Origin of the sequence: Myroides sp. 1354, assembly GCF_030324495.1 — a bacterium.
GTDB lineage: Bacteria > Bacteroidota > Bacteroidia > Flavobacteriales > Flavobacteriaceae > Flavobacterium.
The window spans coordinates 315,585-336,817 of the sequence record NZ_JACAGN010000001.1; the positions used below are offsets into that span (position 1 = coordinate 315,585).

Consider the following 21,233-nt stretch of genomic DNA (forward strand, 5'->3'; position numbering starts at 1 on the left):
AAAAAGTAAGAGGCTACCATGTATTAATTTTATTCCCATTTGTTTTTTGTAAGAAATAGAATATCAGTTTGTTAATAGTGTAAGTCCAACGCTATAGGATTGGGAAATTCAATTTTTTAAAGTCTTTATTTTTAAATAATTCCTACATTAGGGCATAAAAGTAAATTCATGAGAAAAATTAGCCTAGTTGCCTTAACCGGATTATTGTTATTGGGATGTACACCCAAGGAGAAAAAAGGAGAGGGGCAAAGCGTGACTCAGGTAGAGGAGGTTACACCTTTGTCCTTGACGATCAAGGAAGCGGAGAAGATTATCGCCTTGCCTTTGCATTGTATTGAACAAGAATATCCAAATAAATTAGGACAAGTGTTGGGATCGGATGCCGATTTAAAAACACCTCAACAATTGCGTCCCATTTTTTATGGTTGCTTTGATTGGCATTCAGTTGTACATGGATATTGGTCGATTATTGAATTGATGAAACGCTTTCCTGAACTCAATGAAACCCATCAGATTCGCCAACGATTGAATGCGTTGATTACGGCGGAAAATGTACAAGTGGAAGTAGCCTTTTTTAATGATTCTAACAATAAAACATTTGAGCGCACGTATGGATGGGCTTGGTTATTTCAATTACACGGTGCATTGGCAACATGGGAAGATAAAGATGCTCAACGTTGGGCTGCACTTTTAGAACCTTTAGCGAACATATTGATAGAACGCTATGAAACTTATCTGCCGAAGTTGAATTATCCGATTCGAACAGGAACACATGACAATACTGCTTATGGCTTGTCTTTATCGTTGGAATATGCACGTTTAATGAAGAAAACGGCCTTTGAAAAAATAATTGTCGAAACCGCTAATCGCCTCTATGCAAAAGATGTCAATTGTAATTTAGCTTTTGAACCAAGTGGACACGATTTCTTATCGCCTTGTTTGGAAGAAGCTCGATTAATGAGCAAAATTCTAGATCAAACGGCATTTAAAATCTGGTTAACGGCTTTTTTACCTGACATATTCCAAACGGATTTTCAATTGGAAGTAGGAAAGGTCTCTGATCGCACGGATGGACATCTGGTTCATCTCGATGGATTGAATTTCAGTCGAGCGGCTTGTTTGAGTGATTTAGCGAAGAAATTACCAGAATTAACACATCTTAAAGCGATAGGGAAACATCATTTTGAATCTTCCTTTGGCAATATTACGAATGATGATTATATGGGAAGCCATTGGTTGGGAACATTTGCCCTATATGCTTTACTACATCAATAAAAAAAAGGTTTCGCATGCGAAACCTTTTTTTTATCCTATTCTCAATCCGTTTTTCACTGGTTTGTCTAAACTCATTAGGGTAACTTCTTTTCCTTCTACAGCCCCCATAACCAAACATTCACTCATGATATTGGCAATTTGCTTCGGAGGGAAGTTGACCACCGCAATCACTTGTTTGCCGATTAATTCTTCGGGTGTATACAATTTTGTAATTTGAGCAGATGTTTTTCTCAAACCAATTTCTTCCCCAAAATCAACGACTAATTTATAAGCAGGATTGCGAACTTCTTTGAATTCTTCGGCTTGAATAATCGTACCAACGCGCATTTCTACTTTCATAAAATCATCCCACGTTAGCGTATTATTGTTGCTGTTTTCCATAATTTAAGTTTTGTGTAAACTCAAAAATAAGGAAAAAATAAAAAAGAGAACTTGCCATTTGGCAAAAAGAAAAAGATAAAGGATAGTCCTTTAGAATAAACTAAGCTGTATTTCTTCCTCTATAGGCTGGGATAGAAAGGGATAGTAACTGATAATATCAAATTGTCTGCGTTCCATATTGAGTCGACGAAGCACAATTAAATCACAACAAAAGGAAAGGTGGGGTTGCTCAAATAAAGCATGCGCTTGTTGTATTTTAATTTCATCTAGTTTGCGTCCAATGGACAAATGAGGATCGGTGCATTTATAGGCATTCTTTAGTTGTAAGGTCTGAAATAATTTTTGCGCATAGGCTTTTAACTGGGGTTTGGCAATGGAATCCACTTCCAAGAAAAAAGTGCCATTGGGGTAAGTACCGAAAGAAGATAAATGCGTCTCAACAGGAATAAAGCCTGAACAACAACGCTGTATCTGTTGATGCATGCGCTCAATATCCTTTTCACTCGCTTGAAATTGAGCAATCGTTAAATGTGCTAGGGAATTTTTACTGTTATACCAACCGATGACTTCTCCCAATTGTAGCTTCATCACTTTGACTTGCTCAATCAGGGGAGCATCTGGCTGAAAACAAAGGGAGTATTTATCGCTATACATAATTGGTTATCGGTTATGGGTTATGGGTTATGGGTTATCGGGTAATTTTCTGATTTAAGGGTACATATATTTTTTAATCGATAATCTTGCAAAAAAGCAACTTGCAAAAAAGCAAATCTAAAGGTTATCAGTTATCGGGTGATTTTTTGATTTAAGGATACATATATTTTTTAATCGATAATCTTGCAAAAAAGCAACTTGCAAAAAAGCGAAAAAGCAAATCTAAAGGTTATCAGTTATCGGGTAATTTCTTGATTTAAGGATGCATATATTTTTTAATCGATAATCTTGCAAAAAAACAACTTGCAAAAAAGCAAATTTAAGAATACATATACTCTTTAATCGATAATCTGGCGAAAAAACAACTTGCGAAAAAACGAAAAAGCAAACCACACCCTCTCATCTCACCCCCTCACTTAAAAAAACGCTCTCAATTGCACGCTTCCCGTGTGAATGGTTGCGGTTGATTCATTGCTTCTGCCTTGATAGTTCAAACTCAAATCCAAGTAATTCGTTAGATTTTTCTGAAACATCAAGCGCCAGGTCATATTTTTTCCAGGTTGTAGCCCTTCTAACATTTGATAACCAATCGGTGAAAAGGCATTTCCCGTAAAGGTATTTTGAAAAAAGGAGAATTCCCCATTCATCGTGAATAATTTTAGTTGATTGACGGCAAATGATACGCCAAGGCGATGCTGTGCTAAGGTTTCAAAATCAGCAGTTTGGTTTTTCTTTTCTTGAAAATTGTAGAAGAGATCCACTTGGGCTTGAGAGGAAAATAAATAGGAAATTTTTGTCTCAAAACCTTGAATCTGGAGTTCATAATTCTTACTCGCATAAGAAGGTGACTTGGTTTCTTGTTGGGTGGTTTTACCCAAAAGATCTATTAACCAGGTTTTTCGAATGAGGTGGTTATACCCCAATTGATGTGTGTTAATCGTGTTTTCTGTCGAACCAAAAGACAGTAAGTTTTTACTCTTCGATTGCGTATACATATAGGTGACGCTATGGCGTTTCTTTCCGCGATTGTAATACAAATAATTGCTGAAATTTTCTAGTAAACCGACCATTTGTTCTTCATCTGAGGTAAAAGGATGCAGTTTGATTTGATTGCCTTTTTTCAAATCTTTGCGGTCAATGCTATATGAAGTTTGATTATAGAAAAAGGCTAATACTCGCTTGAATCCTGTTTCATTTTGCCAGATTGCCGCTGGATTTAAGGTTAAAGTCTGGGTCAATTTGTTTTGATTCGTTGGTAGAAATACCTGACTGGGCAAGTATAAACGCACGTATTTTCCTAAATCGGGATAAGGTGCGAGTTCAAATTCTTCCAATTCCTGAATGCCATTGTTGTTGTAATCAATCCACATATATTGTCCACGGCCAGGCTCCACCTCTAGGTAGGTGAATTCCTGTTGAGCAATCGTTCCTGCACTGATTTCATATAGGGTATGCGCTTGCATAAAGCCCTTGAAAAACTGATCGCGATAAGTCAATACACTGTTAATTGTGTTTTCAGTAGGTTTATTCGAATCTTCATGACGGACAGAACGATAGTTTGCATAGATATTCAAATCCCTTGTCTCCGATTTAATTAATTGAGATTTGAGGTAAAAGGTATGGGCTTTTGAAAAACGCTGTAGTTGATTGTTTTGTAAACTGTCATTGAGTCGGAACTGATATCCTAATTCGATGTTTTGTCCTAGAGAATCTCCTCTTCCCACAAATAAATCAAGGGAAGAATAACGATGACTCAAAGGGTTTAATATTTGCGTTTCTTGATTGGTTTCTTTGTTTTGTTCAAAATTGAGCTTTGTTCCTACATAATTAGTGCTCCAATAGTATTTGGCTTGAGAGTGACTTTGGATGAAGGTTGTTTTAGTCATTAATCCATCGGCTTGCATCAGGCTGTTTTGCGTTTGGATCAACCAAGGGGCTGCTTGCCATTTTCCGGCTAAATTTTGTCGATTTCCTTTGTAATCCGTTCCAAAATTGAGCTGTTCGAATAAATATGTAGCCGATGCTTTGCCCGGAATGAGAAACTCCAATCCTCCCTTAACCAAACTTTGATTGCCTTCTGCCAATTGTAAATTCCAATCGCGATCAAATTCAATAGAGAATAGATTCTCTAAGGCATGGAAATTTTTGTGGATGAACTGAATATCTGTAATTGCATTTAATTGGGCTTGGTTGTGTGTCCATAGGCGTTGTTTCCCTTTTAGCGCAGTTGCCCAACCTTTGTTTTCTTCTTGATCCAGAGAAGAGAAGAGATTAGCATCGTGATTACTAAAGGCTAGTTCTACATCAATCTCCGTTTGTTCTGAAGGATGATAAGCAGCATTTACTGTGGCAATAGTATTCTGTATGGGAGCAATGAGTTTCACTACAGGTGAATAATTCCCCTGAGGAATACCGTTTATTGGTGTGCGATATTCATAAATACGCCCAATAGATTGCGTACTCTTTAAGACGTAATCCCCTTGGTTATTTCCTACAGCAGTGAAGGTAACGTGATAGAGTTCTGCTTCAGGGTCAGTGGAAAAGACAAAATAAAATTGCCCCTCAGGAGTTTGTTCTCGGGTATATAATACCTTGTTTTCGGAATAGGTATCTCGATAAGCAGAAGGAGCTATCATACGGGAAGGATCATTCCCTGCCTGTTTTAGGATTTCAATTTGCTCTTCTGTGAGGTTTTGTTGGAGGTTTTGATTTTTTAAATCTGTTTCTGTAAATACACTCAATCCCAATTGCCACGTCTTGGCTTGGTGTTGGATGTTGCCATAACCCACAAAACGCGTATAATTGCGATCGGTATATTGATACTCCACGGCAATTCGCATATCCGATGTGATGGGATAACGCGTGGTAAAACGCAATTCACCCGAATTGTAGTCGATGACATAATCATTTTCTTCTCCTCGTTTGAGCAATAAACCATTGACGTATACTTTTTCAGAGCCAGAAACAATCAGGATATACAGTTCTCCATTGCTTCCTTTTAATTTATAAGGTCCTTGATTGCCTTCTTGACCGTTGAATGTACTGCGTGTATATTGACCTCGGGCTAGTGCTGCCGCAGCTTCTACTGTAGTTTGGTTGTCTTCTTCTCCAAAAGTGAAACGCGTAGATAGCCCTTGAACTTTTTTGTTGAAGTTCAAAAAGCGTCTCTCTCGATTTTCTAAGTAGATATCTCCAGCGCGAATTGACCAATCATCAGAAAATAACTCAATAAAAATTTGATCAAATTCATTGATTTTCTGTGAATAACCGCCATATTGTAAGGGTAAATTATTATCTTGAATGGATGCGCGAATCTTAACTCGATCAGATAAGTTTCCCGTGATTTGCAAATCTAAATTAGAGGAGGTAACCGCACTTTGATTGGTTCCCATAGTCAATCCTCTCGATAAACTTCCCATAGTATTCAACCCTTCAAACGGCACAAAAACAGGTCGATTGTTTGCTTGGTGTTGATAGGTAAAACTGCCTGCTTCATTAGGAACAATACGCGAGGTATCATAATAACTAATCGGAGTCGTTAGAAAAGAAGGAAGCTCTAAATAGTAAAGAGTTAACGGAAAGGCAAAAGTTGTTTGCTGTAATGTAATGGTATTGGTTTCAAAATCAACGCGATAAACTGATGATGGAACTACGACTTGCTGTGCATCTCGAATCTCAAAATAACTGTTGTTCAATGGAGTGGAAGGAAGTTGAAATGTGGTTTGTGCTTCTTCCCAAAGCTGTTGTTTGTACAGCGCATTCCCTTCTTGTGCATGCACACAAGAACACCAAAAAAGGAAAAGAAATAAAAACCGCTGTAGATTCATTTAAGTATAAACTCCATTTCGTCAAAAGTAGTGTATTTATCATAATATTTAACATCAGAGGAAAAGGAGAGAAGAGGGGGGATGTTGTAAACAAAAATAGCTTCAATCACTTGAAGCTATTTGTTTATTCTTTGGTTACCATTTGCATGGTTTCTCTGTTGACTTGTTTCAACAACAAGGTTTTATCTTGTAAAACGCGATTTGCTGAGGTTTCGTCAAAATGACGAATGGTGTAGAGCGACACATTTTCATTATAGCTCACGCGGTATTGATTGTTTAGTTTTTGACGCAATTCTTCAAAGTGATTGAATTTATCTTCTACACAAACCGAAAAACTGATGGCTGAGTTTTGAATAACGTTGACTTTGATGTTGTATTCGCAAAACAATTGGAAGATATCACTGATATTTTGTTCCATTATGAAAGAGAAATCCTTAGACGAAAGAGAAATCAACAACTGATTTTTCTTGACGATGAAACAAGGGATTGCGGGTTTTAAATCAGCACCTCTAGAAACAGAAGTTCCTGCTAAGGTTGGATTCACAAAAGACTTCACATACAAAGGAATTTCCTTTTGACGTAAGGGTTGTAATGTCTTTGGATGAATAACGGAAGCTCCATAAAACGCCAATTCGATTGCTTCTTGATAAGAGATTTGTTCCAATAGTGTCGTATCCTCAAAATAGCGAGGATCAGCATTAAGCACCCCTGGTACATCCTTCCAAATGGTTACACTTTCAGCATTTAGGGCATAAGCGAAAATGGCCGCCGAATAATCAGATCCCTCTCTTCCTAAAGTTGTAGAAAAACCGTTATAGTCGGAACCTATAAACCCTTGGGTGATATACAGTTCTTTTTTATCTATTGCTTGTACAATGGCTTCTTCTGTGATATCCCATTGCACATTTGCATCGCGATAGGTGGTATCGGTTTTAATTAAATTTCGCGCGTCAATCCACGTATTTTCTATTCCTTCCAACTGAAGGTAATGGTGTAAGATGGTAGTAGATAACAGTTCACCATAACTGACAATTTGGTCGTAAACAAAATTGTAGTTGGGCGATTTATTGTTGAGTAAAAATGACGTTAGAGATTCAAATAATGCACTCACAGCTTGATAAACAGGATGCGTTGCATCGGTGAATAAATCGCGTAAGATGGCTAGGTGATAGTCTTTGACTACTTGTACAGATTCAGCCAAGTCAAATCGATTCTGAAAATAATTGTGAACCACTACTTCAAGGGCATTAGTTGTCTTGCCCATCGCAGAGGCAATCAGCAAACTATCAGAATAGCCTACGGTGCGCAAAACACGTCCTACATTCTTTACGTTGTCGGCATCTTTTACCGAAGCACCACCAAATTTATATATTTTCATCTCTCCCTAATTATTGATAAAGGCTTGAATACCTTGTTCATCCATTTGTACCGTATACCAATCTTCCAAAACATGAGCGCCGGACTTTTGATAAAAGTCAATAGCCGGTTGATTCCAATTTAAAACAACCCATTCTACGCGTCTTACTTGTTCGTCTTTGGCTATTTGAATTACCTTTTTATATAAAGCCATTCCCGCTCCTGTCCCCCTCGCTTGTTCTGTGACGATGAGGTCTTCTAAATGTATGGTCTTTCCCTTCCAAGTAGAATAGCGATAGTAAAATAGAGCCATACCAATGATTTCATCTTGATGCTCTGCAATTAATACGCGAAAAAGAGGACGGTCTCCAAAACCATCTCGAATTAAATCCTCTGACGTTAGGACAACCGCATCGGGTTCCTTTTCAAAGGTAGCTAATTCTTGAATTAATTGTAGTACAGCTGGCATATCAGCTGGAGTAGCTGTTCTAACATTCATGTCTTTTGTTGGATTTATGGTTAATAACTTCGTTTGAATGACAAAATTAACGATATTTGCACAGCAAAATACACAACTAAAGAATCATTTTTCCATGACAACAAAAAGACACCAAACACTAGGGGAGTTTATTATTGATAAACAAGAGGATTTTAAATTCTCATCGGGAGAGCTTTCTCGTTTAATTAACTCTTTACGACTTGCTGCAAAGGTAGTTAGCCACCAAGTAAACCAAGCAGGATTAGTTGATATTGTAGGAGCTTTTGGTACGGAGAACGTGCAAGGAGAGCAACAACAAAAACTAGATGTTTACGCGAATGAAATTTTCATTAATACCTTAGTTAATCGCGAAATTGTATGTGGAATTGCTTCGGAAGAGGAAGATGATTTTATTACCATTCACGGTAAAAAAGGAGATAACGATAGCAAATATGTGGTTTTAATTGATCCATTAGATGGATCATCAAATATTGATGTGAACGTTTCAGTGGGAACCATCTTCTCTATCTACCGTCGTGTGACACCTGAGGGAACACCCGTTCAGTTAGAAGATTTCTTACAAAAAGGAGAAAACCAAGTCGCAGCAGGTTATATTGTGTACGGATCGTCAACGATGTTGGTTTATACAACAGGAGCAGGCGTAAATGGATTCACATTAAATCCAGCGATTGGGACGTTCTATTTGTCTCATCCGAATATGAAGATTAAAGAAGACGGAAGTATTTATTCTGTTAACGAAGGTAACTATATTCAATTTCCACAAGGAGTAAAAGATTATTTGAAATACTGCCAAGAAGAGCAAGGAGATCGTCCATATTCTGCTCGTTATATCGGAAGCTTAGTTTCGGATATTCACCGTAATATTTTAAAAGGAGGAATTTATATTTATCCAACAAGCACCAAAGCGCCGAAAGGAAAATTGAGATTGTTGTATGAATGTAATCCTATTGCTTTCATCATGGAACAAGCAGGAGGGAAAGCGTCGGATGGTTATATGCGAATTATGGAAATCGAACCTACGGAGTTACATCAACGTGTTCCATTCTTCTGTGGAAGTAAAAACATGGTAGAAAAAGTAGAGGAATTTATGGCTTTGCACCAATAAAAAGATATTGAAAATAACAAAAAGGGGTTTTACTGTGTAAAACCCCTTTTTTTAATGCTTTAATTTTTGAATTTCTTCAATAAAAGTATCGATATCAACTTCTAGTACTAAGAGCGATAAAGACTTGTTCACAATCAGGTCGATATCACCTGTAAATCCTAGTGCAGCAGTAAATTTGCGCAAGATATCTTTTTGTCTAGGACCTAGAATATGATTAACATACACCATGCGAGCCAAATCATATAAACGTTCAATTCTGTTAATTTCTAAATAGGGAGGGTTAACAGGGTATTTTTCTGGATTGGCCATGATTTTGTCATAATCCTCTGTTGAGATATCCAACTTGTCCGCTAATTCATTCAAGAATTTAAGCTCTTCTTCACTGATATCTCCATCCGCTAAGGCAACGCGAACAATAGAAGCAAAATGCCCCTTGTTTCGCTCTTTAAAGCCACTGTCATATAAATCTAAATAAGCCATATTGAGTTCTTTTTTGTTGTTAATTGGTTTAAGGTGTTAATTAGAAGTAATGTACAAAAAATCTTTAAAATAATGCGTGTATTGCATAAAAAAAATAGGAGTATAAAACAGTCAAATAAAGTGATTAAATAGGTTTGATTTGTATAGAAAAAGGAATTCGAGTAGGATTATCACATTATTTCAAAAGAGTATAGAGAGTCAAGTGAAACTTATGTGTATTTTTGTCGTATATTAAGAGTTATAAAATAGAGGTTTATGTCAAATCCTAAAGTAACTAAGTACGATAAGGCGTATTTGCGTATTGCGCGTGAATGGGGGCAGTTATCGTACTGTAAGCGAAAAAAAGTCGGCGCTATCATTGTCAAAGACCGAATGATTATATCCGATGGATATAACGGAACTCCAACAGGGTTTGATAACTGCTGTGAGGATGAACACGAGCAAACCCATTGGTATGTTTTACACGCAGAAGCAAATGCTATTCTCAAAGTAGCTAGTTCAACCCAAAGTTGTCAAGATGCAACCTTGTATATTACCATGTCTCCTTGTCGCGATTGTAGTAAATTAATCCATCAAGCGGGAATTAAGCGCGTGGTGTACGTAGAAGGATATAAAGATATGGCGGGAATTGAATTCCTCGACAAAGCCGGAGTAGAGGTGGTGCACATTGAAGATCTCGATTAATGTAGTTGCTATGAAAAAGTTTTTTTGGCCTTTTATCGTTGCAATTTCTATTTCCCTTGGCGTTTTGTTAGGGGGCTTTTTAGTGTCTGCTTCTCAGCGTTCTCAAGGTAATTTTTTCACCAATCACAACAAATTAAAACTCAATCGTCTACTCGATTTTATTGAGCAGGAATATGTTGATCAAGTAGATACTGATTCTATTGTAGATCGCACGGTTTCTACCATCTTGGAACAATTAGACCCTCATTCGGTTTACATTGGCAAAGAATTGATGAAGGAAGTAACAGAATCGATGCAAGGAAGTTTTGTCGGTATTGGAGTGCAGTATTATTTATATCAAGACTCGTTGGCAGTAATTAAACCATTAGAAGGAGGGCCTTCTGTTCAAGCAGGTATTTTGGCAGGTGATCGCATTCTCAAAGCCAATCAACAGGTCTTATACGGCAAGGAAATATCTTCGGATACGATATCTTCGATATTGAGAGGAGATGTGGGAACTACCGTTACGCTTGAGGTGTATCGTAAAACAACCAATCAGCGAAAAAATATCGTAGTCAAACGCGAGCCTATTCCATTGAAAAGCGTGGATATCGCGATAAAATTGGACAATCAATATGGCTATATCAAAATCAATCGATTTTCTGGAACTACATACGAAGAGTTTCAAGCGGGTTTACTCCAATTAATTGAAGAGGGCATCCAGGGACTTATTATTGATTTACGCGATAATAGTGGAGGATATATGGATCAATCGAGCAAAATTTTGAATGATTTATTGCAGACCGATCAAACGATAGTCAAAACGATTAATCGTGGAGGACAAGAAAAAGTAACCAAAGCAAAGAGTACCCAGTTGTTTACAACCAAACCACTCTATGTGCTAGTGAATGAAAATAGCGCCTCGGCGAGTGAGATTATAGCGGGAGCCATTCAAGATAACGACAGAGGAACAATCGTTGGAAGACGCACTTTTGGAAAGGGATTGGTGCAACGCGAGTTAATGTTGGGTGATGGCTCCGCCATCCGCTTGACTACAGCTCGCTATTATACGCCCTCTGGACGTTCAATTCAGAAGAATTATAAAAACGGAATAGAAGATTATAACAACGATTTCCGTTCGCGTTATGAACATGGGGAACTGTATGCTGCAGATAGTATAAAAGTAGCAGATAGTTTACAGTTTAAAACCTTAAAAGGTCGTATCGTTTATGGTGGTGGCGGAATTGTACCAGATGTATTCGTACCTATTGCAAGAAAACACGGAGAAGAAGCCATCGTGATGATGATGAAGTCGGGAATGGTGAGTTATTATGTCTTCCAAGAGATTGATAAAGCACGTCAGAAGTACCAAGGTATGACAACTGAAGAACTCATCGCATTCCTGCAAGCGGATAAAAGTGAATACAGTTCTTTTAAACGTCATTTAGAGAACAATAAATTGTTCTTTAAGCTGGATCGCCACAAAGAACTAGTCCTGCATTTTCTTATTGCAGAATACTTGAATCAACTGAAAGATCAAAAGGATTATTATCAATGGTTGTTGAGAACAGATCCGATGGTTTTGAGAGTGGTTGAGGGATGAGAAAGAGGAAAGAGGAAAGAGATTTATCGAGTACTAGAACGAATATAAACCTTTGAAATAAATGGGATAGAAGTGAGTGTATCATTTGTATCCCATTTTCGTTTATTGCATGGTATTGTATCTCTGCATAGTATTACCACACAATATTCCACTTAGTATGTCACCTCGACGTAGGAGAGGTCGCATTTCGCGCTCCAATTATACGGTAGTGTAAAAATCGTTTCGCTTTTCTCGTCAACATACAGACAGAAAGGTGAAATACTTTTTAATGATACTAATCTTTAATCTGAGAAATTCCCCTCCTTTCCCTTTTCCCTTCACTTCTCTCCAAAAAAAAGGGGAATTTCTTTTCGAAATTCCCCTTTTTTATATTACCAAATTTTCACTCGATCTTCTGGTTTGATGTAAAGCTTATTTGTTTCTTTAATATCAAATGCTTCGTAGAAAGCATCAACATTTTGCAAAGGAACAAAGGCTCTATAATAACCTGGTGCGTGTGGATCTGTTTTTACTTGATTCTTAACAGCCTCATCACGTGCTTTTGTTCTCCAGATTGTACCCCAAGAGATAAAGAAACGCTGTTCTGGTGTATATCCGTCGATTAATCCTGGATCACCGTTCTCTTTTAAGTAGATTTTCAATCCGTCGTAAGCCGCGTTAACACCACCTAAATCTCCAATGTTTTCACCTAATGTAAATTTACCATCTACAAAAACACCTGGAAGTGGCTCTAAAGCACTGTATTGAGACGCTAATTTATCACCTAAAGTAGTGAAACGCTCTAAGTCAGCATCTGTCCACCAGTTGTTTAAGTTACCATTTTTGTCATAACGAGCTCCAGAATCGTCAAAACTATGAGAAATTTCGTGTCCGATAACCGCACCGATACCTCCGTAGTTGATCGCCTCATCTGCTTTATAATCGTAGAATGGAGGTTGTAAGATAGCCGCAGGGAATACGATTTCGTTGTATAATGGATTGAAATACGCATTTACTGTTTGCGGAGACATTCCCCAACGAGATTTATCTACTGGTTTACCGTAGTCCTCTCTGTTTTTCGCTACTTCCCATTTCGAAGCATTTCTCATGTTTTCGAAGTAGTTTCCTTTATTTGCAGGAGATTTGATATCCATTTTAGAATAATCTTCCCATTTGTCAGGGTAACCAATTTTAACGGTAGTAGTCGCTAATTTTTCTAAAGCTCCTTTTTTAGTTTCTTCCGCCATCCAAGGTAAGTTTTTGATGCGCTCACCGAATGCTGTTAATACGTTTTTGATCATCGCTTGTGCTTTTGCTTTTGCTTCAGCAGGGAATTTTTTCGCCACGTATAATTGACCTAAAGCTTCTCCAATAGTATTGTTTACTACAGCAAGTGCTCTTTCTTCAGCTGGTCTTTGTTCTTTCGCTCCTTCTAATGTTTTAGAATAGAACTCCCAGTTTGCTGTTTCCATCTCTGTAGATAAAGTACTAGCATAACCGTTTACTAACGTCCATTTTAAATAGGCTTTTACATCACCGATGTTTTTAGCGGATAAAATGTCGTTTAATGCTTTCATGTATTTTGGTTGATCCACAACAACTTTGTCGATGTTTTTCAATCCTGTAGCAGCAAAATATGCATTCCAATCTACTACTGGAGCAATTTTTTGTAACTCAGCAATCGTCATTGGGTTGTAAGTTAAACGGCTATCACGACGCTCTACTCTTGTTAAACGAGGTTCAGCCATTTTTGTTTCGATAGCCAATACGCGTTTTGAATCTGCTGTTGCTTCTTCTTTTGATTCACCAGCCATCTCTAACATACGTGCTACGTGTGCTACGTATTGCTCGCGTTTTTCTTTCATGTCTGCATCTTGCAATACATAGTAATCGCGATCAGGTAATCCCAAAGAACCAGTTCCCAAATAAATGGTATTTTCATTTGAGTTTTTCATGTCCGCATATACATACGAAGAGTAAAAACCTAAACCACCTTCATCTGCTAAATCGTTAATCAATTTAGTAACGTCAGCTGGATTTTGAATCGCGTTGATTTGATCCAAGTATGGTTTTAATGGAGTCACACCTACACTGTTACGCGTAGCATTGTCTAAGTATGATTCAAACAAAGCAACCGCTTTCGCTTGATCCGACTTAGCATCTAGATTATGAGCCTCAGCAGCTTCTTTTAAAATAGCTAAAGCGTCTTTATCTGTGTTTTGTCTCAACTCATCAAAACTTCCCCAACGCGTTCTGTCGTTCGGAATTTCTGTGTTATCATACCACGTACCGTTTACAAAACGGAAAAAGTCATCACCAGGATTTACACTTAGGTCCATGTACTCTAAGTTAATTCCGTGATTTTCTTGATCAGCAACTTCTTCAGTTTTTTTGCCATCTTTACAGGCAACTAATGAAGCTAGAGCTAGACCAGAGGTTAATAATACTCTTTTTTTCATTTTTATTTCAGTTTTTACTTTAATTCTAGTTTAAACAAAAATAGAAAATATCTTTCGAGTAATTTCTATTTGAGTCTATAAATTGAATTTTTGGGAATAAATCTTCTTTTTTCTCTTGATTTACTGCTTTTAATAAATAATGAGTGAAGGAATAGTTGCATTTTGAATGTGATGGTTTTAAGCTCCCTTTAACGTATTTATAGGTTGGAATTTGTAAGTTTGTAGGAAACTCCAAAATCATGTTTCAATTTTTTAAACGCTATAGATATTTCTTTCTATTTTTCTTTTTGATGAGTTGTGGAATTCTCGTTTTGTTTTACAATGCATTGAAATACAGAAAGAGTCTGCCCGTGTATACTCCTTCCATGGTGAACCCCGAAATGGTGGATAGTTTAATTCAACACGAGGCAAATAAACAAAAACACCGCATTGCACCTTTTACATTCATCAATCAAAATGGAGATACCATTACCAACAAAGATTATGAAGGACATATATATGTAGCGGATTTCTTCTTTACTACCTGTCCTACGATTTGCCCGATTATGGGAGATAATATGGAGTGGTTGCAAGAAAAGATTAAAGCTGTACCTGGAGTGAAATTGTTGTCACATACGGTAACGCCTGATATAGATAGTGTACCTGTTTTAAAGGAATATGCCTTAAAAAGAGGAGTAGATGACGCGGTTTGGAATTTAGTAACGGGAGATAAACGCGATATCTACTTTATGGCAAGGAATTCTTATTTAGCAGTAAAGACAGGATCACCAGACGAAATGTACGATATGGTACACACAGAAAACTTTATTTTGGTGGATAGCGAAGGAAGAATTCGAGGGTTTTATGACGGTACGAATTTGAATACGAAGGATCCAGAAAATAAAAATATGGAAGAGTTGTGGGAAGACATCCAATGGTTGTACGAACACGAGAAAAAATCCAAGTAAAAAGTAAACGATATTTATAAAAAAAGCCAGGTCGATTTTTTGCCTGGCTTTTTTGTTGTCTGCCCAAAAAGCCTTGAAAAATAAGTAAATCCAAGGTGTTGATTTAGTAGTATTTGGACTAATTAATCCCAAAATAGTGTTCGAATTCTTTTTTTATTCCTTACTTTTGCAATGTGAATTAAATCTAAATAAGGTGAATACAACATTAGACTTATTGAAAAGAAATGAAAAGGGCGTGATTGCTGATTTTGACATGCATAAAGTTCCTTTAAAATTATTAGAAATGGGATGTTTACCAGGCAATGCTGTTGAGCTGTTGGAAGTAGCTCCATTAGGAGATCCTATTTATTTCTGTATCAATGATACACATCTATCGATTCGCAAGGAATTGGCAAGAGAAATTGTAGTGAGCCTAGAAGGCCATTTGAAGTAAGATTAGCAGAACCAATTGATGAAAAAAGATATTAAAGTTGCCCTAATAGGTAATCCTAACGTAGGTAAAACCTCTGTTTTCAATGCCTTAACGGGTTTAAATCACAAAATCGGTAACTATCCTGGTATTACCGTAGATAAAAAATCAGGTACAACAAAGTTAAATGATGAGGTAACCGCTACAATCATCGATTTACCTGGTACTTATAGTATCAATGCCAGTTCAGAAGATGAACGCATTGTTTTGGATTTGTTGTTTGATTCTACCAATGAAGACTATCCAGATGTGGCTGTTGTTGTAGCCGAAATCGAAAACTTAAAGCGAAATTTATTGCTGTTCACCCAAGTAAAAGAATTGGGCTTCCCGACGGTTTTAGCTATTAATATGGCGGATCATCTGGATGAAAAAGGAATTAGCATTCAAGTCGCTGCCTTAGAAAAGAAACTAAATACCAAGATTGTTTTGATGAGTGCCAAGAAAAAATTGGGCATTCAAGAATTAAAACAAGCGGTAGTAGATTATAAAAATTACTCCATTGAACCTTGTTTAAATGCAACGGATGTGGATCCGGAGTTCTTTGGAAAATTAGCCTTGACGTTTTCTAATCTTTCTGTTTTTAAGTTGTGGATGATTTATTCGCAAGATATTAGCATTGGCAATATTGGAAAGAAAGACATTGAAGCCAAAGGGATTCATCTGTCTGACAGCGAGATTAAAAAATTACAACATAAAAAAACCATCAAGCGCTATCAGTTTATCAATGATACACTGAAAGAAACGTATACGAGAGATACCTCTAAAGCAACTGGATTCCGCACCAAAGTAGATCGTATCTTAACACATAAAGTGTATGGATATTTGATTTTCTTCGGAATCATGATGTTGGTGTTCCAAGCGATTTTCGAATGGTCGAGTATCCCAATGGATTGGATTGATGAGCAATTCTCTAATTTGGGATCTTGGGTACACGAAGTAATGGAACCAGGTAAACTGACGGATTTGATTGCCGATGGTATTGTACCCGGTATTGGAGGGGTGATGCCGTTTATTCCGCAGATTGCCATTCTATTTATGTTTATTTCCATATTGGAAGAAACAGGTTATATGAGTCGCGTGGTTTTCCTGATGGACAAATTAATGCGTCCCTTTGGATTGAGTGGAAAATCAGTAGTGCCCTTAATCTCAGGTAATGCGTGTGCAATTCCAGCGATTATGTCTGCACGTAATATTGAGAATCCCAAAGAGCGATTGATTACGATCTTAGTTACGCCGTTTACGACTTGTTCTGCTCGTATTCCAGTGTATATTATTATCATTGCCTTAGTTATTCCAGAAACGCGTTTATTTGGTTTCTTAAGCTTGCAAGGATTGACCTTGACGTTGTTTTACTTCATCGGATTCTTAGCGGCTTTAGTGTCGTCTTGGGCCTTGAGTAAATACATCAAGAGCGAACGCAAATCGTATTTTGTAATTGAAATGCCAAATTACCGCACGCCAATTATCAAAAATGTTGTGGCGAATATGTACGAAAAGACCAAAGCTTTCGTTGTAGGAGCCGGAAAGATCATCTTCGTCTTATCGATTATCATTTGGTTTTTAGGGGCACATGGTCCTGGAGATAAGTTTGAAAATGCAGAAGAGCACATGGCACAAATTCACCAAGGACAAGAGGTATCTGAAGAAGAGATGAGTGAATATGTAGCAAGTTACCGCTTAGAAAATTCGTATATCGGAATATTAGGTAAATCCATTGAACCTGTAATCAAGCCGTTGGGTTATGATTGGAAAGTGGGAATCGCCGTATTGTCTTCTTTTGTAGGACGTGAGATTTTTGTGGGGGTTCTGGGAACGATTTACAATGTAGGATCAGGAGATGAAAATGACGAAGATGGACGTATCAAACAAAAAATGGCCGCTGAGGTTTGGCCCGATACGGGAGAAAAGGTATTTACCTTAGCTAGTGGAGTCTCTCTGATGTTCTTCTATGCTTTCGCCATGCAGTGTACCGCTACAGTAGCGATTGTACGAAGAGAAACAAAATCGTGGAAATGGACCATTTACCAATTGGTATTTATGACGGTTTTTGCTTATGTGGCAGCGTTAATAGCCTATCAACTCTTAAAGTAAAGCGCTATGGATTATCAAGAAATTATCGTTTACGCCTTGTTACTTTTTGCCATTGGTTACTTTATCAAAAAGAGCTTGGGTAAAAAGAACAACAAAAAAGGAGGTGGCTCTTGTGGGAGCGGAAACTGTGGATGTTCGTAGGGAATATATAGCTTGAGGTTAGCCTCATAAAAAAATAAAAAAGCAGCAATAGACTTGGGTTTATTGCTGCTTTTTACGTTGTAAGGTAATGTGCCATGGGGAAAATTAGTTTTTAGGTTTCTTTAGTTTTTGTAGCGTATGGACAATTTCTAATACCTGATGTACTTCGGAGGAATCCAAAAAGAATTCATCTGCATGTTCTGTACAATGTTGAACGTAGTAGTAAAAGAGTGCGTTGATGCTTTGTGCATAAGAGGCAAAATTGGGGTTGAGGTCATACAACTCTTGCAGTAGTGCTAAGTTGTGGCTATCGTTTTTGGATAGCATGCAGGGTTGAGGTTTTGTGCTCATACTGTTAATAAATAGGAATATTAAAACCCATATGGAGTAGGTGTCCTACGCTATTAACAGCGTTACGGTTGTTTCCAATTCCGTCACCCTACCACATGGGTAGAATCTTGTTCAAATGTCATAGAGTTAATATTTAGGAATACTAAAGGTAACTTTTTTAGCCTATTTATTGGTTTGTAACTTGTTGTTTTTTAGTTTGTTATTTGATTTTTGAACGAGATTTTAGGTTTGGATTTGTTTTGTTAATCTTTTAGTTTTAAGTTGTTCAATGACTTGTGAAATTAAGTGTAGTATGGTTTGCTGATTTTTAGAGTCTATACTTCTGATAAACAATATTGTATTTGTTGCTTAGCTGATTTTATACTTGTAGCTTTGAAAAGAGAGTTTGGTAGAAAAGGATATGAAGCAATCGATAGACGAACTTTGATAACCTTCAAAAAAGTGTTTTATGAAAAAACAAAGTGCAATTAATCAAATTTTATCAGAGTGGGATCCATTAGCGATTGGGGATCATCAGATTGCAGAAGATGAGTATCAGACCTATATTCCTGGAATAATTAAAAATATAGATAATAAAGAAAATCTGATAAGTTATCTGGAAAACATTTTAGTGAATAAATTGGAAGTGGGTTATGAACCTAACAATGAAATCCATAAAAGAGAATTACTTGCTATAGTTGATAAAATCATTAATGTAAAGTAGGTCTGTAGTATGGCTTTGATGGTAACGGATATTTTTATTATAGTGATAAATGATGAGAGATGATCTAACAAAGGAAGTATGCGATTTTCTTTATGATTATATAGGGAAAAAGTTCAAAGACTTGAATTCTAATATAGCTGATCCAAAATTGTTTTCAATAGTAAGTGAGGATGCTATATGGATTATGGAAGAATATGCAGAAAAATTCGGTGTAGATTTAAGTAGTTTTGTTATTGACGAGTATTTTTTGTTTATTGATTATCGTTGGTATGACTTTATAGGAATGTGGAGTATTTATAAATTGATTTACAAAAGACTGCCTTATGATGATGTGGTATTAAAACCATTAACAGTAAATCACTTAATCGCTGTTGCAGAAAAGAAAAAATGGTTTGAACCCGTTTGTAACTGATGTTTGATATGAAAAAAGTAATTTTTATTTTCGGATGCCTGTTTCTCATCAGTTGTTCAACAACTGTAAAAAGAGAACAAGAGCTCATTAATCAAAAAATAGAAGGTTTGTTGGCAATCCATCGGCAATATGCTTTTATGGATTTATACGAAAGAGCATTAAAGAAAGAGAAAGAACAGTTTAAGATTCCGTATGATTCCTTATTAGATATATCAAGTATGGAATTGATTTATGATGTCTGTTTAATGGTTGATTTTTATTCTGAGGATCATCCTTCGTATATAGATGAAAACTACAACCGGATAAGAGATAAATGGTTAAAGAAGGAATATGGACCCTATATGCCTTTGGACGATAAAAATTTAAAAGCACATATGACGTTTAGGCGAGCTTTTGATTTTTATGAAAGCAAAGACTTAGACCAATATATTGATTCATTGCGAACCTTGTTTCGAGAAAAACAGCGACACAATACGTTGAGAAGCCTTGAGTGTTATGAATCAACCATGAAGTATTGGGAGCAAATGAAAACAGAACGTTGAGATTCTCAAATGAAAGATGATAAAAAAGCAGCAATAGACTTGGGTTTATTGCTGCTTTTTACGTTGTAAGGTAATGTGCCATGGGGAAAATTAGTTTTTAGGTTTCTTTAGCTTTTGTAGCGTATGAACAATTTCTAATACCTGATGTACTTCTGAGGAGTTCAGAAAGAATTCATCCGCGTTTTCTGTACAATGTTGAACGTAGTAGTAAAAGAGGGCATTGATACTTTGCGCATAAGAGGCAAAATTAGGGTTGACGTCATACAGCTCTTGCAATAGCGCTAAGTTGTGGCTATCGTTTTTGGATAGCATGCAGGGTTGAGGTTTTGTGCTCATACTGTTATTGTTTAAGAATGGTGTAAAAACCGTAAGGTTTAGGTGTCCTATGCCAATAACAGCATTGCAGTCGTTTCCAAATGTGCCACCTTGCCCTACGGAGAAATATTTTAGAAGTTTAATGTTATTGCTTTAGGAATACTAAAGGTAACTTTTTTAGCCTATTTATGAGTGTGTAAGTTGTTGTTTTTTAGCGGGTTATTTGAATTTTGAACGAGATTTTAAGGTTTAATTTCTTTTTTTTAAGTAATAGGTGTAGTTTAGACATTAAATAGAAATTGATGCAGAAGATTCTAACCCTATTTTTTTTATTTGTTTTTGCACTCGGGATGGCCCAGAGTAAAAAGGCTGATGTGTATTTTGAAATTCAACAAATGGAGGTTCGCGATAGCACGCTATTACAAGTGAAATTAGTGAACCATTCAAATCAAAATATTTGGCTTGCATTAGATACAATTGTTGAGAATCAAGAAAAGAACTTCTTATCCTATCATGCTTTTTTTAAAGGAAGAAGGATGGGTGAACATTTTCAAGAAGAGACGATTGGTGAAAGATATACAGTTGTTATAACGAATAGATCTAGTTGTGATGATGAAGTATTAAATGCAATGTCTAAAATAGATTCACCTAATTCACTTATCTTATTGGAAAAAGGAAGAAGTATGTTTTTCTCTTATCTTTTTGTTTTAAAAAAAGGGGGAAATTCCAAGTATTCGGATTCAAAAGAATATGTTGTTGACACGGCTAAGAAAGATAGTTATTTGTTTAGTATGTCTTACGTTATGGATGAAGGTTGGATAAATTCTAATGTTGATTATAATACTATAGACATGCTTCAGAAGAACAATTATGTTCCGTACAAAGGGGTCATACAATCGAATGTGATTAAATATATTTCAAAAAAATAAAAAAGCAGCAATAGACTTGGGTTTATTGCTGCTTTTTACGTTGTAAGGCAAT

Annotated in this window: 21 protein-coding genes; 12 read left to right on the forward strand and 9 right to left on the reverse strand. The window is 36.6% G+C overall.

Going from position 1 to position 21,233, the window contains the following annotated elements; translation table 11 throughout:
* Positions 1 to 168 precede the first annotated feature (168 nt).
* Positions 169 to 1,275: a DUF2891 domain-containing protein gene (locus tag HX004_RS01340; protein ID WP_286440525.1), complete on the forward strand. Its 1,107-nt coding sequence runs from the start codon at positions 169 to 171 to the stop codon at positions 1,273 to 1,275.
* Between the two features lie 30 nt (positions 1,276 to 1,305).
* Here the strand turns inward: HX004_RS01340 and HX004_RS01345 are convergent, their stop codons facing one another.
* The 5 genes from HX004_RS01345 to HX004_RS01365 form a co-directional block, all read right to left on the reverse strand.
* Positions 1,306 to 1,656 (reverse strand): tRNA-binding protein, encoded by a 351-nt coding sequence (locus HX004_RS01345; protein ID WP_286440526.1) that lies wholly within the window; start codon positions 1,654 to 1,656, stop codon positions 1,306 to 1,308.
* A 90-nt stretch (positions 1,657 to 1,746) separates the two neighbouring features.
* Positions 1,747 to 2,310: a 2'-5' RNA ligase family protein gene (locus HX004_RS01350; protein ID WP_286440527.1), complete on the reverse strand. Its 564-nt coding sequence runs from the start codon at positions 2,308 to 2,310 to the stop codon at positions 1,747 to 1,749.
* 416 nt (positions 2,311 to 2,726) lie between these two features.
* Positions 2,727 to 6,089 carry a DUF8818 domain-containing protein gene (locus HX004_RS01355; protein ID WP_286440528.1) on the reverse strand — a complete coding sequence of 1,121 codons (3,363 nt, stop codon included), beginning with the start codon at positions 6,087 to 6,089 and terminating at the stop codon, positions 2,727 to 2,729.
* A gap of 172 nt (positions 6,090 to 6,261) precedes the next feature.
* Positions 6,262 to 7,515: an aspartate kinase gene (locus HX004_RS01360; RefSeq protein ID WP_286440529.1), complete on the reverse strand. Its 1,254-nt coding sequence runs from the start codon at positions 7,513 to 7,515 to the stop codon at positions 6,262 to 6,264.
* Positions 7,516 to 7,521: 6 nt separating this feature from the next.
* Positions 7,522 to 7,992: a GNAT family N-acetyltransferase gene (locus HX004_RS01365; protein WP_286440530.1), complete on the reverse strand. Its 471-nt coding sequence runs from the start codon at positions 7,990 to 7,992 to the stop codon at positions 7,522 to 7,524.
* A 94-nt stretch (positions 7,993 to 8,086) separates the two neighbouring features.
* On the opposite strand from HX004_RS01365, the gene fbp reads away from it, so the two are divergent.
* Positions 8,087 to 9,097 carry a class 1 fructose-bisphosphatase gene (gene fbp / locus HX004_RS01370; RefSeq protein WP_286440531.1) on the forward strand — a complete coding sequence of 337 codons (1,011 nt, stop codon included), beginning with the start codon at positions 8,087 to 8,089 and terminating at the stop codon, positions 9,095 to 9,097.
* A gap of 51 nt (positions 9,098 to 9,148) precedes the next feature.
* Here the strand turns inward: fbp and HX004_RS01375 are convergent, their stop codons facing one another.
* A complete protein-coding gene (locus tag HX004_RS01375) occupies positions 9,149 to 9,577 on the reverse strand; it encodes a TerB family tellurite resistance protein (protein ID WP_286440532.1) in 429 nt (142 codons plus the stop codon).
* A 255-nt stretch (positions 9,578 to 9,832) separates the two neighbouring features.
* On the opposite strand from HX004_RS01375, the gene HX004_RS01380 reads away from it, so the two are divergent.
* Both HX004_RS01380 and HX004_RS01385 read left to right on the forward strand, forming a co-directional pair.
* Complete coding sequence (locus HX004_RS01380; RefSeq protein WP_286440533.1) at positions 9,833 to 10,261, forward strand: deoxycytidylate deaminase; 429 nt, start codon at positions 9,833 to 9,835, stop codon at positions 10,259 to 10,261.
* A 10-nt stretch (positions 10,262 to 10,271) separates the two neighbouring features.
* Positions 10,272 to 11,843, forward strand: a complete 1,572-nt coding sequence (locus HX004_RS01385) for a S41 family peptidase (RefSeq protein WP_286440535.1) — start codon at positions 10,272 to 10,274, stop codon at positions 11,841 to 11,843.
* Positions 11,844 to 12,214: 371 nt separating this feature from the next.
* Here the strand turns inward: HX004_RS01385 and HX004_RS01390 are convergent, their stop codons facing one another.
* Positions 12,215 to 14,281 carry a M13 family metallopeptidase gene (locus tag HX004_RS01390; protein ID WP_286440536.1) on the reverse strand — a complete coding sequence of 689 codons (2,067 nt, stop codon included), beginning with the start codon at positions 14,279 to 14,281 and terminating at the stop codon, positions 12,215 to 12,217.
* A 239-nt stretch (positions 14,282 to 14,520) separates the two neighbouring features.
* Here HX004_RS01390 and HX004_RS01395 point away from each other — a divergent pair, with 239 nt between their 5' ends.
* The 4 genes from HX004_RS01395 (at position 14,521) to HX004_RS01410 (ending at position 17,929) form a co-directional block, all read left to right on the forward strand.
* On the forward strand, positions 14,521 to 15,228 hold the full coding sequence (locus tag HX004_RS01395; RefSeq protein WP_286440537.1) for an SCO family protein: 708 nt from the start codon (positions 14,521 to 14,523) through the stop codon (positions 15,226 to 15,228).
* A gap of 193 nt (positions 15,229 to 15,421) precedes the next feature.
* A complete protein-coding gene (locus HX004_RS01400) occupies positions 15,422 to 15,661 on the forward strand; it encodes a FeoA family protein (protein ID WP_199268636.1) in 240 nt (79 codons plus the stop codon).
* An 18-nt stretch (positions 15,662 to 15,679) separates the two neighbouring features.
* Positions 15,680 to 17,788: a ferrous iron transport protein B gene (feoB, locus tag HX004_RS01405; RefSeq protein ID WP_286440538.1), complete on the forward strand. Its 2,109-nt coding sequence runs from the start codon at positions 15,680 to 15,682 to the stop codon at positions 17,786 to 17,788.
* Between the two features lie 6 nt (positions 17,789 to 17,794).
* Positions 17,795 to 17,929 carry a FeoB-associated Cys-rich membrane protein gene (locus HX004_RS01410; RefSeq protein WP_286440539.1) on the forward strand — a complete coding sequence of 45 codons (135 nt, stop codon included), beginning with the start codon at positions 17,795 to 17,797 and terminating at the stop codon, positions 17,927 to 17,929.
* 105 nt (positions 17,930 to 18,034) lie between these two features.
* Here the strand turns inward: HX004_RS01410 and HX004_RS01415 are convergent, their stop codons facing one another.
* A complete protein-coding gene (locus HX004_RS01415) occupies positions 18,035 to 18,280 on the reverse strand; it encodes a hypothetical protein (protein WP_286440540.1) in 246 nt (81 codons plus the stop codon).
* A 448-nt stretch (positions 18,281 to 18,728) separates the two neighbouring features.
* Here HX004_RS01415 and HX004_RS01420 point away from each other — a divergent pair, with 448 nt between their 5' ends.
* From HX004_RS01420 to HX004_RS01430, 3 genes are read left to right on the forward strand one after another with little or no spacing between them, the layout of a single operon-like run.
* Positions 18,729 to 18,983, forward strand: coding sequence for a hypothetical protein (locus tag HX004_RS01420; RefSeq protein ID WP_286440541.1), 255 nt, complete (start codon positions 18,729 to 18,731; stop codon positions 18,981 to 18,983).
* Positions 18,984 to 19,032: 49 nt separating this feature from the next.
* Positions 19,033 to 19,395 (forward strand): DUF1493 family protein, encoded by a 363-nt coding sequence (locus tag HX004_RS01425; protein WP_286440542.1) that lies wholly within the window; start codon positions 19,033 to 19,035, stop codon positions 19,393 to 19,395.
* A gap of 8 nt (positions 19,396 to 19,403) precedes the next feature.
* On the forward strand, positions 19,404 to 19,937 hold the full coding sequence (locus HX004_RS01430) for a hypothetical protein (RefSeq protein WP_286440543.1): 534 nt from the start codon (positions 19,404 to 19,406) through the stop codon (positions 19,935 to 19,937).
* A 90-nt stretch (positions 19,938 to 20,027) separates the two neighbouring features.
* Here the strand turns inward: HX004_RS01430 and HX004_RS01435 are convergent, their stop codons facing one another.
* On the reverse strand, positions 20,028 to 20,273 hold the full coding sequence (locus tag HX004_RS01435; RefSeq protein WP_286440544.1) for a hypothetical protein: 246 nt from the start codon (positions 20,271 to 20,273) through the stop codon (positions 20,028 to 20,030).
* 281 nt (positions 20,274 to 20,554) lie between these two features.
* On the opposite strand from HX004_RS01435, the gene HX004_RS01440 reads away from it, so the two are divergent.
* Entirely contained in the window at positions 20,555 to 21,181 is a 627-nt protein-coding gene (locus HX004_RS01440) for a hypothetical protein (RefSeq protein ID WP_286440545.1), read from the forward strand.
* Positions 21,182 to 21,233: the final 52 nt, after the last annotated feature.

What these genes read in the sequence shown, in the direction of transcription:
- HX004_RS01340 (WP_286440525.1), top strand. Translation starts at nt 169, where the DNA reads ATGAGAAAAATTAGCCTAGTTGCCTTAACCGGATTATTGTTATTGGGA.
- HX004_RS01345 (WP_286440526.1), bottom strand. Translation starts at nt 1,656, where the DNA reads ATGGAAAACAGCAACAATAATACGCTAACGTGGGATGATTTTATGAAA.
- HX004_RS01350 (WP_286440527.1), bottom strand. Translation starts at nt 2,310, where the DNA reads ATGTATAGCGATAAATACTCCCTTTGTTTTCAGCCAGATGCTCCCCTG.
- HX004_RS01360 (WP_286440529.1), bottom strand. Translation starts at nt 7,515, where the DNA reads ATGAAAATATATAAATTTGGTGGTGCTTCGGTAAAAGATGCCGACAAC.
- HX004_RS01365 (WP_286440530.1), bottom strand. Translation starts at nt 7,992, where the DNA reads ATGAATGTTAGAACAGCTACTCCAGCTGATATGCCAGCTGTACTACAA.
- fbp (WP_286440531.1), top strand. Translation starts at nt 8,087, where the DNA reads ATGACAACAAAAAGACACCAAACACTAGGGGAGTTTATTATTGATAAA.
- HX004_RS01375 (WP_286440532.1), bottom strand. Translation starts at nt 9,577, where the DNA reads ATGGCTTATTTAGATTTATATGACAGTGGCTTTAAAGAGCGAAACAAG.
- HX004_RS01380 (WP_286440533.1), top strand. Translation starts at nt 9,833, where the DNA reads ATGTCAAATCCTAAAGTAACTAAGTACGATAAGGCGTATTTGCGTATT.
- HX004_RS01385 (WP_286440535.1), top strand. Translation starts at nt 10,272, where the DNA reads ATGAAAAAGTTTTTTTGGCCTTTTATCGTTGCAATTTCTATTTCCCTT.
- HX004_RS01390 (WP_286440536.1), bottom strand. Translation starts at nt 14,281, where the DNA reads ATGAAAAAAAGAGTATTATTAACCTCTGGTCTAGCTCTAGCTTCATTA.
- HX004_RS01395 (WP_286440537.1), top strand. Translation starts at nt 14,521, where the DNA reads ATGTTTCAATTTTTTAAACGCTATAGATATTTCTTTCTATTTTTCTTT.
- feoB (WP_286440538.1), top strand. Translation starts at nt 15,680, where the DNA reads ATGAAAAAAGATATTAAAGTTGCCCTAATAGGTAATCCTAACGTAGGT.
- HX004_RS01410 (WP_286440539.1), top strand. Translation starts at nt 17,795, where the DNA reads ATGGATTATCAAGAAATTATCGTTTACGCCTTGTTACTTTTTGCCATT.
- HX004_RS01415 (WP_286440540.1), bottom strand. Translation starts at nt 18,280, where the DNA reads ATGAGCACAAAACCTCAACCCTGCATGCTATCCAAAAACGATAGCCAC.
- HX004_RS01420 (WP_286440541.1), top strand. Translation starts at nt 18,729, where the DNA reads ATGAAAAAACAAAGTGCAATTAATCAAATTTTATCAGAGTGGGATCCA.
- HX004_RS01425 (WP_286440542.1), top strand. Translation starts at nt 19,033, where the DNA reads ATGATGAGAGATGATCTAACAAAGGAAGTATGCGATTTTCTTTATGAT.
- HX004_RS01430 (WP_286440543.1), top strand. Translation starts at nt 19,404, where the DNA reads ATGAAAAAAGTAATTTTTATTTTCGGATGCCTGTTTCTCATCAGTTGT.
- HX004_RS01435 (WP_286440544.1), bottom strand. Translation starts at nt 20,273, where the DNA reads ATGAGCACAAAACCTCAACCCTGCATGCTATCCAAAAACGATAGCCAC.
- HX004_RS01440 (WP_286440545.1), top strand. Translation starts at nt 20,555, where the DNA reads ATGCAGAAGATTCTAACCCTATTTTTTTTATTTGTTTTTGCACTCGGG.